Genomic DNA, 13,297 nt, shown 5'->3' on the forward strand with positions numbered 1-13,297 from the left:
ATATAATATTTTTGATTATTTGGTAATCAAACTTAACATAATAAATTAGACCGAGTGTTACATAATTACTATTATTTGCCACAATCGCGAATTAACATTCTAGAATAAAATATTGAATTTTAATCTATTACAACTATAACATTCAATATCCATCCACCTATCGATCAAGGTATGGGAATAATCTTTAAATTTGCAAGAAAGAAAAAAACACTTCATTTTAATATGGATCACGAACTGAAGAAAGAGCATGGATTTATACATATTCCATGTCATGAGCTGGATATTTTTATACTTTCTGACGGGTATTTTGGTATTGGTTACCATCAGCCGATTTTAGCACCCGGCATTCCTCAAAACAAGGTAAAAAATGAGCTCCGAAATCTTTATTTATCGGACTCTTATTATGAAGCACCCATTAATGTAATGCTTGTCAGGAAAGCCGACCGCATTATTTTAATAGATACCGGAGAAGGGTTTTATGATGAAGAAAATGCAGGGCAACTGCTGCACAGCCTTGCGGCAGCTGGATTTGCACCTGAATCTATAACGGATATTCTGATTACACACGCCCACAGGGATCACATTGGAGGAATTCTTTCTAAGAACGATGAGATGATATTCCCGAATGCGAATTATTATATTTCACGTCAGGAATTCGATTTCTGGATAACTAATGAGCCCGATTTTCAGAAAAGCAAAAACCCGGAAGGAGGAAAACCAAGTATTCCACTGGTGAGAAAAATCCTTTCCATCATTGGGAGCCGACTTACAACATTTGAAATGGGAGATCTTCTGTTCTCGTGTATTCAGACACAGGCTGCTCCAGGACACACTCCAGGACATATTATTTATACAGTAAATGATGGAGATATTTCAATCACCAATGTAGTAGATGTCTTCCATTCTCCCCTGCTTATTGCAAAACCTGACTGGGGAACGCAGTGGGATATTGATTTTGAAACAGGTGTAGAAACCCGTAAAAAGGTTCTGGAAAATTGTTATAATAACAGAACACTTATCTGCTCTGCTCATCTTCCATGGCCAGGGATTGGGTACATTAATAAGGTGAACGATCAGTTTCAATGGATTCCAAAAGTTTACAACCATCCTTTTTTAATCAATCTTAAAACAGATCTTGAAATAACGACATAGATAATTTCAGAAATAGAAGTGCGGATCAACCATTCCAAAACTCCCGGTCAAGACTTCTATACTGTATGGCTTCGGAAATATGAGAAGAAAGAATGTTTTGAGATTCTTCAAGATCTGCAATGGTTCTAGACACTTTCAGGATTCTGTCATACGCTCTTGCCGAAAGGTTCAGTTTCTCCATTGCTAATTTTATGAGATTGAAAGAGGCCTCATCCAAACTGCAAAATTCTTCAATTTCTTTGGGGCCTATCTGAGCATTGCTGCTTATATTGAGGCCCTGATATCGTTTATTCTGAATGTCCCTTGCTTTCAATACCCGTTCTCTAATGTCTTTGCTTTTTTCTCCTTTCCTTTTTTCAGAAAGCTGTTCAAATTCTACTTTCTGAACTTCGATATGAATATCAATCCTATCCAGAAGTGGACCTGAAATTTTATTCATATACCGCTGCATCTCATAAACAGAGGATGTATTGTTAGGATCATCAGGAAAGAATCCGCTCGGGCTGGGATTCATTGAAGCTACCAGCATAAAACTTGCCGGATAGTTTACGGTAAAACGGGCTCTTGAAATAGTGACTTCTCTGTCTTCTAAAGGCTGTCTCATTACTTCCAGCACTGTCCGTTTAAATTCAGGCATTTCGTCTAAAAATAATACTCCGTTATGAGCAAGAGAAATCTCTCCGGGCTGCGGATAGCTTCCCCCTCCTACTAAAGCAACATCTGAAATCGTGTGATGCGGAGACCTGAAGGGACGAACGGTCATTAATGAGGCTTCAGTTCCTATCTTTCCTGCTACAGAATGAATTTTGGTTGTTTCTAGTGCTTCTCTTAATGTTAATGGCGGTAAAATACCGGGAACTCTTTTAGCCAGCATGGTCTTTCCGCTTCCGGGAGGCCCGATCAGAATGATATTATGGCCGCCTGCTGCAGCTACTTCCATCGCTCTTTTGGCGGCTTCCTGACCTTTAACTTCAGAGAAATCAAAGGGAAAGTCGTTGATTTTATCCTGAAATTCCTTTCTGGTATCCAATATAACTCTGTCCAGAGGCTTTCCTTCATTAAAAAAGTCAATAACCTCACTGATATTCTCTATACCATATACTTCAAGATCACTTACAATGGCCGCTTCTCTGGCATTTTGCCTTGGGAGAATAATGCCTTTAAAACCTTCTTCTTTGGCCTGAATAGCAATTGGCAAAACACCTTTAATTGGCTGCAGGCTTCCATCGAGAGAAAGCTCGCCCATAATAATGTAGTCTTTAATGTTTTCTGCCAGTATCTGATCTGAAGCTGTTAAAATACCGATTGCAATACTCAGGTCATAGGCAGAACCTTCTTTCCGGAGATCTGCCGGAGCCATATTAATCGTAATTTTTTTCCCGGGAATTTTATATCCTACATTCTTTAATGCGGCAGAGATTCTATAACTGCTTTCCTTAATAGCATTATCGGGAAGCCCTACCAGATGGTATCCTACTCCACCGGTATCTACATTCACTTCAATTGTTATGGTCTGGGCAGCCACTCCATGAATGGCACTTCCATAAATTTTGATCAGCATGGTGTGTTTTTGAAGTAAAAATAATCAATATATTATTTTGAAAATCTGAGAGTTACTTTAATGATTTTCTATAGAAATAAGTATATTTAAAAAGATATCAATAAAAGAGCATTGAGAGTTGACTTTCAAAGCTATCAGGCTTGATAAGGGACTTATTCCAAATTATTTTAGGACGCAATATTTTATACAAAGTGTTCTATCGCTTTCAAGTCAGGAAAAATTATTTATTCCCAGCCAATTATCTACCCAATGAAATCCTTTTTAGCAGTCTATTCTTCATTTCCTATAGCATACATCCTAATAAAAATCAGGTTTTAAAGGAGAAATAAAATCATCTCGCTGTTTAGAATTAGTATAAATAAAGTTATATTTGTGGCTTATTTATTTTTAATAAGACTAAATAGAGATAAAAATGCAGCAGACCACCTCCAAAAAATCCAAAGGTACCTTCAAAAAATATATGCTGAAAGTTCATTTATGGCTCGGATTGTTTTCAGGTATCATTGTATTGATAGTTTCTCTGTCAGGTGCATTTTTTGTTTTCAATGAAGATATTACCGCTGCCCTGCGCAAGGAAAATACTTTTCATGGAGAAAAAGATATTGAGCATAAGAAGCCCATTCCTATACGCGAGTTAAAAGATCTGGTGAATGCCCAGCTGAAAAATGAAATAGTAAAAACAGATGAAGTAACCATCCCTATAGATCCTGCCCGCTCCTATCAGTTCGGACTGATTAAAACGAATCCCGATGGCTGGAACCACTTCAATACCTTCATTATTTATAAAAACGTTTATGTAAACCAGTACACTGGAAAGGTCCTCGCCATATACGATGTAAAAAACAATCCTTTCTTTATCTGCATGATTCTGCACCGCTCCCTGTTATTGAGCAATAAAATTGGGGGCACTATTGTGGGGATATCCACGATTATCTTTGTAATAATGCTGATTACCGGGATTATTCTATGGTGGCCGAAAAATAAAAAAATGCGTAAACAACGTCTGTGGTTCCGTTGGGAAAAGGTAAAAGGCTGGCGACGCAAGAATTATGATATACACAATATCCTTGGCTTTTATGCCTCTTTTCTTGCAATTGTTGTAGCGATTACCGGTATTATGTATTCGTTCCGTATCACCCAAATGTGGCTATATGCCTTACTCAATGGTTTTTCTTCTGCTACACCAGATTACAGTCAATATAAAACAACCGCTCCGGAATCCGTGGAAACCGTAACCACCATAGACCGTATCATAGAACAGGTAAAAACTCATTACCCGAAAGCTTATTCTTTTGGGATTGATCTTGAAGACCATGCTGAAGCAGACCACAAACACGACAATTTAAGCATCTGGATCAAGGATAAAGAATTCACTTATGCTGAGTCTTCCATGATGATTTTTGATGAGCATTCAGGGAAGCTTTTATTTAACCACCCCCATAAAGACAAACCTATGGCCGAAAGAGCTACAGATGCTACGTATGATCTGCATGTGGGAGCTTTTTTCGGAATGCCTGGAAAAATATTGGCATTTATCATGAGTTTATTCTGCGCCTCACTGCCCGTAACCGGATTTATGATCTGGTGGGGCAGAAAAAATAAAAAAAAACCAACAACCTAAATCTATTATCATGAAGAAACACTATATATGGCTCCCTTTAATGGCGAGTCTGAATGCTTACGGACAGACAGAAAGTCAGAATGATTCTTTGCAGACAGATAAAATCTCAGAGATTAGCGGCATCGTAGTAAAAGGGAGTAAAGCCGTTTTCCAGCAAAAAGCTGATAAAATGATTTTTAATGTAGAGAATAGTGTATTATCTGATGGTACTACTGTTTTGGAATTGCTGGGCAAAACACCCGGTGTAGTAGTTTCGCAGGAAGGTGAACTTTCTTTACGGGGCAAAAAAGGAGTAAGTGTAATGATCAACGGGAAGCTCAGTTCGCTGTCAGCAAAGGAGCTGGCCAACCTGTTGCGCTCTACCAATTCCACACTGGTAAAAAATATTGAAATTATAGCCAACCCTTCCTCCAAATATGATGCTGCAGGAAATGCGGGAATCATTAATATTATACTGAAAAAGAGCTCATCAGAAGGATTGAGTGGTAACTATTATCTGAACGGAGGAAAAGGCCGTAAAAGCAGAGTAAATACAGGATTAAGCCTGAACTATACTCATAACAAACTCTCTCTACACGGAGATTACAGCTATACTTTCCGTGGCGAGGAAGAAAGACGGGACTTCAGTCAGATTTTCTTCGATGAAAAACAACCTCAGCAAATGACTCGGAGAACCGATCAAAATTCAATAACCAATGAGCCTTTAACTTCTAATAATTTTAAATTCGGGGCTGATTATGCTTTGAGTGACAAAACAACTATTGGTGCTTTATTTGATGCTAAAATAGGGCGATATGAAGATTTTTCGAAAGGGGAAAACAGAATATTTCAGCCCATAGATAATCTGTTTGCTCATGTACTCTCGGATAATAAAAGCAAGGAAAACTGGTACGATTATACCTATAATTTAAAGGGTACCCACATCTTCAACGACAAGGATTATAAGGTAGATGTGGATCTGGAATACGAAACTTCACGTTTCTCTTCCCGCCAGAATCAGATTTCAGATGCATTGGTGAATCTGGGAACAGAGAAATTCAACAATAGAAGAGGCAGCATTGCTTCTCGCCTGAAAGTTTTCAATGCTAAGGTAGATTTTACCCTGCCTTTTAGCGATATGCATAATCTGGAAACTGGATTGAAATCTACTATAAAGTCTAATAACAATCCTTCGGATTATTTTATACAGCAGGGTGACGAATGGATCAATGATGATAAAGCAAGTAATGAATATGCATACAAAGAGCAGATCCATGCATTGTACGCCAACTACAAACTTAATCTGACGAAATGGACATTCCAGCTTGGGTTGAGAACGGAAATGACCCATACGGATATCAACCAGAAAACTTCCCAGGAACAGCGAAAAAGAAATTATACCAACCTTTTTCCGAGTGCCTCCATCAAATACCAGATGAACGATCAGCATGGATTTTATGCTTCATACAGTAAAAGAATCAACAGACCAAGTCACTTCGATCTGAATCCGTTCCGTTTTTATGACGATCCTTTCAACTACTGGCAAGGAAACCCTAATCTGAATCCGGAATTTACACACGCAACAGAATTGGGATATACCTGGGGGAAATACATTATTGCATCGGCCTATTTTAGTGTTACAAACGATGTAATGACAGAAGTATACAACTATCAGCCGGACACAGGAATCCTTGTAAAAACTCAGGACAACCTAAACAAGTCTTATGTATATGGTGCCAATATTACCGCCACTACAAAGCTTTTAAAATGGTGGTCGCTTACCTCTATGCTGAATGTATTCAACAATGAATATAAGGGTAATTACCAGAATTACTCGGTCAACAGTTCACAACTGGCATTTACCCTAAACGCACAAAACAGCTTTACTATTGCAAAAGGACTAAAAGCAGAGGCTAATGCTCAGTATTTTTCGAAATCTAATATTGGCTTGTTTATCCGCGATGCTTACTTTGACCTGACACTGGGGGTCTCTAAAACATTATGGAAGGATAAAGCAACCTTAAAACTTGCAGTGACGGATTTATTAAAGACCAATAATTACCGTGTAACAGGGAATAACTTTAGCTCTACAATCCGACAAAAATACAATCTGGACAGCCGGGTGGTAACGCTGTCATTCAATTATAAGCTTTAAAAGAGCAAATTATTGTAGTAGACCCTTGTCAAGGTTTATAACCTTGACAAGGGTCTACTTTAAACAAATAAAAAACAATACATTAAGCAACAAAAACGGGTCTCAAAATTTTTGAGACCCGTTTTTAATCAAATAAATATTCTATATTTTCTACGAAGTTTATATGCTGTGATTAATCATATAATTTATCGAAACGGGCAAACCCGGAAATACTATTAGGAAGCTTCATTCCTTTAGTTATTTTATCAGTCTGCGGATCGTAAATCCATACATAGTTCCCTACTTTATTGGTATTTACAGCAATATATAACTTTTTATCCTGAACAAACATGCCTTGTTCATAAGGTTCATCTCCCGGCAGTTCGTCCAGAACCCGCACCAACTGCTTGGTTTCGATATCTACAATAGCATATCGACCATTGTAGCTGCTTCCTAATGCGGGATCACGGTACAGAACTACCATTTTATTGTTCCCAATATATTCTATAACTGTTTCCAGAGGCTTACCGCCAACTACATTGGTAAGATTGATCTGATATCCTGCATCAGGTGAAGTTGCTCCTTTGAGAGCCCTGAAAAGGTAAATATCACTTGTTCCGGCTCCTACACGCGGAAAACACGTATAATAAAAAGCTTCTTTATCTTTTGTAAAAGTAGTTTTGAAATAAGGAGAACCATTGGCTACACCAGAACTTCTGCTATCAGTTATAGAATTTTTTACTTTGAAGGTTTTATAATCTATTACCGCAAAATTGTAATATTCAGGGGTGAGCCATTTCCCATCGCGGAAGCTGTACTGCAGATAGATCTGCCCATCCATATAGGTCATAGCACCCACCGAATAGAAGTTATAAACATTTGGGAAAGGCTGAAATCCTTCAATCTCACCCTGACGGATAATACTAAGGTCGGCAGCATTGAAAACAGTGTAGCGTATATGCTGACCATCCCCTGTTTCTCCAACGATAACCAACGTATTATCATCTATCCAAACATAGCTGGAAATATCACTGATATAGGTATAAGGCACTTCTTTTACAGTCGTCAGCCTATCCTGTGTATATTTAAATTTTTTGAAGATCCCCTGATCGGTTTTATAGTTATAGATAAAACCATTTTTTACAATGTAGGAGTAGGTTCCTTTGGAGTTAATCTCATCTCCTTCTTTGGTAATATCCATTTCACCTTTTGTAAGGTCGTTGGTAGCTGTCATATAATGCACAGTATTGGGCCAGCTTCCCAAAGCGGAAAGTAGAAAATATTTATAGTCTTTTTCACCACTTTCAGAGTCACCTAAACCGGGCTCTCGTTCACAACTCATAATGGTTAAACATGCGAGTATTAAAAATATACTGTTTTTGAAATATTGTGTCATGGTCTTTTACTTAAGTAGGTATCTGAATTTTATATAGAAAGCACGTCCCTGCTTCTGAAGTTTGAAGTTGTCATATGCCAGTGCATCCCCAACGTTGCTTACATCGAAGGCCAAATTATATCTTCCGTTCTTCATGGAATAACTTATCCCTATGTTGTGAAGGGTTTGTCGTGGAATAATCGGAATGTTTCGTGGATTTCCATAAGATTTCCAGTTTTTGTAGAACCACTCCGTCATTTGCAGTCCGTAGTAAAGCTCTATCCGGCTGTCTTTCTGAAACCAGTCGTCTTTACCAAGGCTTACATTTACATTTCCAAATAACCAAGGCTGATTGGGAACATCTTTTTTGTAAGTAGCGGAAACTACATAATCACTGTTGTTGGCAAATTTTGTATTGTCAGAGGCTTTGTTGTAGCTCACATTCATTAGCACATTCAGGAGTCTTTTATATTGGTAGCTCATCTCTCCTTCCAGTCCGCGTGTAAAGATATTGGACAGGTTTTCATATTTGAAAGTACTGTTATATAAATTAGGAACGGTATAGATAAAATCCTTTGTATCCCGAATGTATCCTGCCCCTTCTACACGGAAAGCATGCTCCCCCCAATGATGGCCATAGTATAACCCTACATTTACATTATTACTGGTTTCAGGTTTCAGATTCATATTACTGGTTACAGCAACACCATCACCGAAAATTTCCTGTGGTTCTACCAAACGATAAGAACGTTCGAATGACCCTTTTATCCCCAATCCTTTTGTAATTTTCACCGTAGTAGCAAAGCCATACCCCCAACTGCTAAAATGATCCTTTGCCGGGTTATCAGTTCTGGTCACCGGATCGAAAACCATTTTCTGAAGTCCTACCTGATAGTATTTAGCAAAGAAAATATTAGTCCAATGCTTATTGAAAAACTCCTGTTGATAAGCCATAGACAAGATCTGTTTGGTCATCTTCGCCGGAGGTACATTCTTTTTTTCCTCTTCAAGTTGATTGAATGTGGTATTCTTAAGATAGTCAAGTACATAATTGAAGATAAGCTTGTGGTGCTCAACTATTTTGTAAGTAGCCCCTACCTGTGAGTAAAGGCGGTCTTCATGCTGCATGATGATAGTCCGGCCCCCTTTTTCACTTGTTGCGGAAGGCTCAAAAGTGTTATCCCAGCTGTATTTACGCATAAGGGTATCTGTGGCTTTCTGAACGCTTTTTGAGAAACCTGCATACACATTCACATCCAGATGATCATTGAACAGGTTCGCTTTTTTATACTTCATAAAGTAATTATTAGCCTCTCCGTTTTGTTTTACACCGCCATACACTACTTCCTGATTGGAACCGGTCTGTATCTGTTTATCAAAAACCGATTGTGACATTCCTACAAAGAAAGAATCTGCCCAGCTTTTGTTCTCTAGTCCTACCTCAGCCATTCCAAAAACAGATTGATATCTGTCATTAAAACGTTTCAGGTCTCTCAGCTCATATTCATTTTTGGCAGCATTCCAGATTTTCATATCCTTCATCAGATAGTTGTTATCCGAATGGTTATAAAAACTGTTTATACGCAGGATAATTCCGGTCTTATCATCTTTAAACTGTCCATTCAGATTGATACGCTGTGTATTAAAAGAACCTAAACTTATACTGGCATCCAGATAATTTTTGCTGCTTACCGGAGTAATAATATTGACCGCTCCCCCCATAGCATCCGTACTTAAATGGATCGGAACAACTCCTTTATAGATCTCTACACGGTCGGCCATATTTACAGGCAATGTACTCAGATCCACCCCTTTTCCAAGCATTTCCAAAGGAACACCATCTATAAAAAATTTCACAGCTTTACCAGACATTCCGTTGATAGAGAAGTTATAATCGGAACCTATACCCCCCTGCTGACGGACTTTAATCCCTGTGGTTCTGTTCAGAACCTGATTAAGATCTGCCGTGGTATTGGCCAATTTAGCAACATCTATAGCATTAACAGTAAAAGCACCGTCTTGCAGTGCTTTTACTTTACCTTTGCCGTGTACTATAACTTCTTGTACGGCCGCATGATCCTCAGCTAACTGAATATTTACCGGAGATACTTCGCTACCGAAGTTTATTTTCTTTTTGAGCTTTTTGTAGCCATCCAAGCTGAATACTAATGTAGCTTCTCCTTTCTTGTAACTAATCTTGAAATTTCCGTTTTGATCGGTTTTTGCTTTTATTTTTGTGTTTTCAACAAAAATGTTTACTCCATTTAATCCCTGCTTTGTATGATCCTGTACAACTCCCTGAACCGAAAAGCCATTATCCTGTGCTTTGATGAGGGAAATTGTAAGGGTAAAAATGAGAAAGATAAAAATACGCTGATACAATTTCATTATTTATAATTATAAAGAGCAAAATTAGAGGTTCCCTTGTAAATTCCCAAACGAAAAAGGATTTTATTTTTAATTGTTCTAATTATAATTAATGATTGTTTATATATAATTTTCCTTTAAAATCGTAACAAGCTTAGATTCAGATATCAATATAAAAACATCGCGATATTATATTGTGTCCGTATGAAAAAAGTCATATGAAGAACAAAAAACACCGCTAGAGAATATTCATCTTATAGATTTAAAAGAAAGAAGCAGCCATAAACAAGCTGCTTCCTGTAATTGAATAATTGTGAATCTTTCCGTATAAAAAATCATTTAATACGCTAAAGAAATTCCTGCTCCCCATCCCATATCACTGTCATAGTGGGCACGAATACTCACATTTTTATTAAGAATATACTTTAGTTCTGTCATGTATTCTTTGTCGGTATTCACCATAAAGCCTCCTCTCAATCGTTTTGATATTGGAATATCTTCTCTCATCAACTGTAAACGAACAATTCCGTCATGATATACTTCTGCCTGAAAGTTGACCAGCATCGGAAGGGTGTATATAAAACCTAAGCTGACCGCTCTTCGGGTGTCTTTTTCGTTCTTTTGGCCAAAGATATTTTTCTCCTGTTCATCCATTCCCATTTTTCTATAACGGAAATCAAATCCTACAAACGGCATAAACCACTGCATTTTTCCTATGTATCTTCCCAAGTGGGTTTCTACTTCATATCCATGCATATCATTGTACCCCAAACGCCATTCTGTAGAGAGGTTCCATCTTGCATTCTGAAGCATGGCATCTCCATCATTTCCATTGGTTGCAAAATCGTTCTGAATCATGAAATGGGGCATATTGCTTTCTTTTTGAAGCATATTATACGCCTCTTTTTTGTCTGGTAAATAAGGATTTTTATAATCATCCACCGCAAAAACTCTGTTCATTCCAGCCATCATATGATACAGGATATGGCAATGAAAGAACCAGTCTCCCTCTTCATTGGCCAGAAATTCGATCGTATCGGTTTCCATTGGCATCACATCCAGTACATTTTTCAGGGGAGCTCTCTCTCCTTTGCCGTTAATCACTCTGAAATCAAAGCCATGTAAATGCATCGGGTGTCTCATCATGGAATTATTATAGATGGTAATCCGCAATATCTCTCCTTTCATTACAGGAATTTTATCGGTTTCTGATAAGATTTTATTGTCCATGCTCCATACATAACGGTTCATATTTCCGGTGAGGGTAAATTTTAATTCTTTTACCGGAGCATTTTTGGGAAATTCAGTGTTATAAGGAGACTGAAGCATCGCGTAATTTAAGGTCTTGATGCTGCCTAAAGCATTGGCATTATACCTGTTGCTGTCCATGTTCATTTCCTTATCCATTCCTTTATCTGCATTCATATTGTGCTGGCTGTGATCTATCTTCTTACTTCCATCTCCAGTGATTTCAGGATACATAACTACATTCATATCCATTTGGTTGAGGCTCATTTTCATGCCCATATCATTGAGGTCTCCGTTCATTTTCATCATATCATTCATCATTTTCATTCCTTCAAAATATTTAAGTTTGGGAAGAGGAGAAATGAGCTGTTTTATACCATTACCTACAAAATAGCTTGCGGACTGGGTTCTGTCTTCTGTGGTGGCTAAAAATTCATAGGCAACACCGTCCTGAGGAATTGTTACCACAATATCATAGGTTTCAGAAACAGCAATAATAAGCCTGTCTACTTCTACAGGTTCCACATCATTACCATCATTGGCAACAACGGTAATTTTACCTCCGGCATAGCGTAACCAAAAATAGGAGGAAGCACCGCCATTTGATATTCTTAACCGTACTTTATCTCCCGCTTTCAGTTTTTTGCCATCTACAGTTTTTAAATCTGTACTGTTGTTTCCATTGATTAACACTTTATCATAATATACATCACTTACATCCATTGCCAGCATACGTTTCCACTCATTGGTAAGTTTTGTTTTAAAATGTCCTTCTTTAATGGCTTCTACATAAGACTGCGTAGCATTTTTCTTAATGGCAGCCCAATCATTGGCGTTATGCAGCATTCTGTTGATATTGTCAGGATTCAGGTTGGTCCATTCGCTTAAAATAATGGGAACCGTCGGCAGGTCATCAATTCCTTTTCTGAAGGTTTTGTCATCGTCTCTTTTTTTCATGATGAAACTTCCATACATCCCAATCTGTTCCTGAAGCCCGGAATGTGAATGGTACCAGTGTGTTCCATGCTGAATAATTGGGAAACGATAGGTATAGGTGGCCCCTGCCTTTATAGGTTTTTGGGTGAGCCATGGCACCCCATCTTCTTTATTGGGTAAAAATATTCCATGCCAGTGTAATGATGTACTCTCCTTCAGCTGATTGTGCACCACAATCTCTGCGGTATCTCCTTCTGTAAAGGTAAGAGTAGGCATTGGGATCTGTCCGTTGACGGATATGGCTCTTTTTTCTTTCCCGGCGTAATTGACCAGGGTATCTTTTACATACAACTCATATCGTACTACTTTTTGTGCAAAAATACCCTGCCAGCAGAAGAGGATCAAAGCTACCTGAAGTAGTCTTATCATGATATTGTGAGGTATATTCATTGTACTATTTTTATTCATAAACTTTGTTCTGCGCATTTAACCAATTGGTCGTTGTTTTAATTTCGTCATCACTCAGCTTTGCTTTTCTGTGCATTAGAGTATATGATGACAATGGCATTTTTCTGTTTACAATCTGTTCTTTTATTGAATTCAGCAATCTTTCCTTCTTCCGGTTTGAATAGGCATCCCATTCGCTGAAATTAAGGTCATCTTTTGCCTCTTTAATGTGGCTTTCTACAAGTGTTTTTGCAGGCTGTATGTAATCGTACCAGGCATACTCGGTATTGTTACTATGACAGTCATAGCACGAATTCCGAAACAGAGTTTCTACTTCATCCGGCATTTTATAAACCCTTGTAAAATCTTTTGTAACAGCCTCCCCTTTATCTACATTTAAGGCAGGCTGATACAGTTGTATTGCAATAAAAATGAACAGAACAAATACCAAAATTCTTTTTAGTATTTGTTTCATTT

8 protein-coding genes are annotated in these 13,297 nt (G+C 38.0%); 3 read left to right on the top strand and 5 right to left on the bottom strand.

All coding sequences use genetic code 11. The features are described from left to right. Positions 1–222 precede the first annotated feature (222 nt). Complete coding sequence (locus DBR39_RS10100; RefSeq protein ID WP_185147166.1) at positions 223–1,152, top strand: MBL fold metallo-hydrolase; 930 nt, start codon at positions 223–225, stop codon at positions 1,150–1,152. Between the two features lie 25 nt (positions 1,153–1,177). Here DBR39_RS10100 and DBR39_RS10105 read toward each other — a convergent pair whose 3' ends face one another. Then, entirely contained in the window at positions 1,178–2,713 is a 1,536-nt protein-coding gene (locus DBR39_RS10105; protein WP_124532726.1) for a YifB family Mg chelatase-like AAA ATPase, read from the bottom strand. A 412-nt stretch (positions 2,714–3,125) separates the two neighbouring features. Between DBR39_RS10105 and DBR39_RS10110 the strand changes: the two genes are divergently transcribed. Together DBR39_RS10110 and DBR39_RS10115 are read left to right on the top strand one after the other, a co-directional pair. Beyond that, positions 3,126–4,334: a PepSY-associated TM helix domain-containing protein gene (locus DBR39_RS10110; RefSeq protein WP_124532728.1), complete on the top strand. Its 1,209-nt coding sequence runs from the start codon at positions 3,126–3,128 to the stop codon at positions 4,332–4,334. 10 nt (positions 4,335–4,344) lie between these two features. After that, a complete protein-coding gene (locus tag DBR39_RS10115; protein ID WP_124532730.1) occupies positions 4,345–6,468 on the top strand; it encodes an outer membrane beta-barrel family protein in 2,124 nt (707 codons plus the stop codon). Positions 6,469–6,640: 172 nt separating this feature from the next. On the opposite strand, the gene DBR39_RS10120 is transcribed toward DBR39_RS10115, so the two are convergent. The 4 genes from DBR39_RS10120 to DBR39_RS10135 all read right to left on the bottom strand — a co-directional run bounded on the left by DBR39_RS10120 (position 6,641) and on the right by DBR39_RS10135 (position 13,295). Continuing rightward, complete coding sequence (locus tag DBR39_RS10120) at positions 6,641–7,789, bottom strand: hypothetical protein (RefSeq protein WP_228447813.1); 1,149 nt, start codon at positions 7,787–7,789, stop codon at positions 6,641–6,643. A gap of 60 nt (positions 7,790–7,849) precedes the next feature. Then, positions 7,850–10,210, bottom strand: coding sequence for a TonB-dependent receptor (locus tag DBR39_RS10125; RefSeq protein ID WP_124532734.1), 2,361 nt, complete (start codon positions 10,208–10,210; stop codon positions 7,850–7,852). Positions 10,211–10,528: 318 nt separating this feature from the next. Then, positions 10,529–12,823, bottom strand: coding sequence for a multicopper oxidase domain-containing protein (locus DBR39_RS10130; RefSeq protein ID WP_124532736.1), 2,295 nt, complete (start codon positions 12,821–12,823; stop codon positions 10,529–10,531). A 10-nt stretch (positions 12,824–12,833) separates the two neighbouring features. Then, positions 12,834–13,295 carry a heme-binding domain-containing protein gene (locus tag DBR39_RS10135; RefSeq protein ID WP_124532738.1) on the bottom strand — a complete coding sequence of 154 codons (462 nt, stop codon included), beginning with the start codon at positions 13,293–13,295 and terminating at the stop codon, positions 12,834–12,836. Positions 13,296–13,297: the final 2 nt, after the last annotated feature.

It is taken from the genome of Chryseobacterium sp. KBW03, assembly GCF_003852415.1.
Taxonomy (GTDB): domain Bacteria; phylum Bacteroidota; class Bacteroidia; order Flavobacteriales; family Weeksellaceae; genus Chryseobacterium; species Chryseobacterium viscerum.

Bases quoted from the DNA above. Each gene is read 5' to 3' on its own strand.
- DBR39_RS10130 (WP_124532736.1), bottom strand. From the start codon at position 12,823: ATGAATATACCTCACAATATCATGATAAGACTACTTCAGGTAGCTTTG.
- DBR39_RS10135 (WP_124532738.1), bottom strand. From the start codon at position 13,295: ATGAAACAAATACTAAAAAGAATTTTGGTATTTGTTCTGTTCATTTTT.
- DBR39_RS10105 (WP_124532726.1), bottom strand. From the start codon at position 2,713: ATGCTGATCAAAATTTATGGAAGTGCCATTCATGGAGTGGCTGCCCAG.
- DBR39_RS10115 (WP_124532730.1), top strand. From the start codon at position 4,345: ATGAAGAAACACTATATATGGCTCCCTTTAATGGCGAGTCTGAATGCT.
- DBR39_RS10100 (WP_185147166.1), top strand. From the start codon at position 223: ATGGATCACGAACTGAAGAAAGAGCATGGATTTATACATATTCCATGT.
- DBR39_RS10120 (WP_228447813.1), bottom strand. From the start codon at position 7,789: ATGAGTTGTGAACGAGAGCCCGGTTTAGGTGACTCTGAAAGTGGTGAA.
- DBR39_RS10125 (WP_124532734.1), bottom strand. From the start codon at position 10,210: ATGAAATTGTATCAGCGTATTTTTATCTTTCTCATTTTTACCCTTACA.
- DBR39_RS10110 (WP_124532728.1), top strand. From the start codon at position 3,126: ATGCAGCAGACCACCTCCAAAAAATCCAAAGGTACCTTCAAAAAATAT.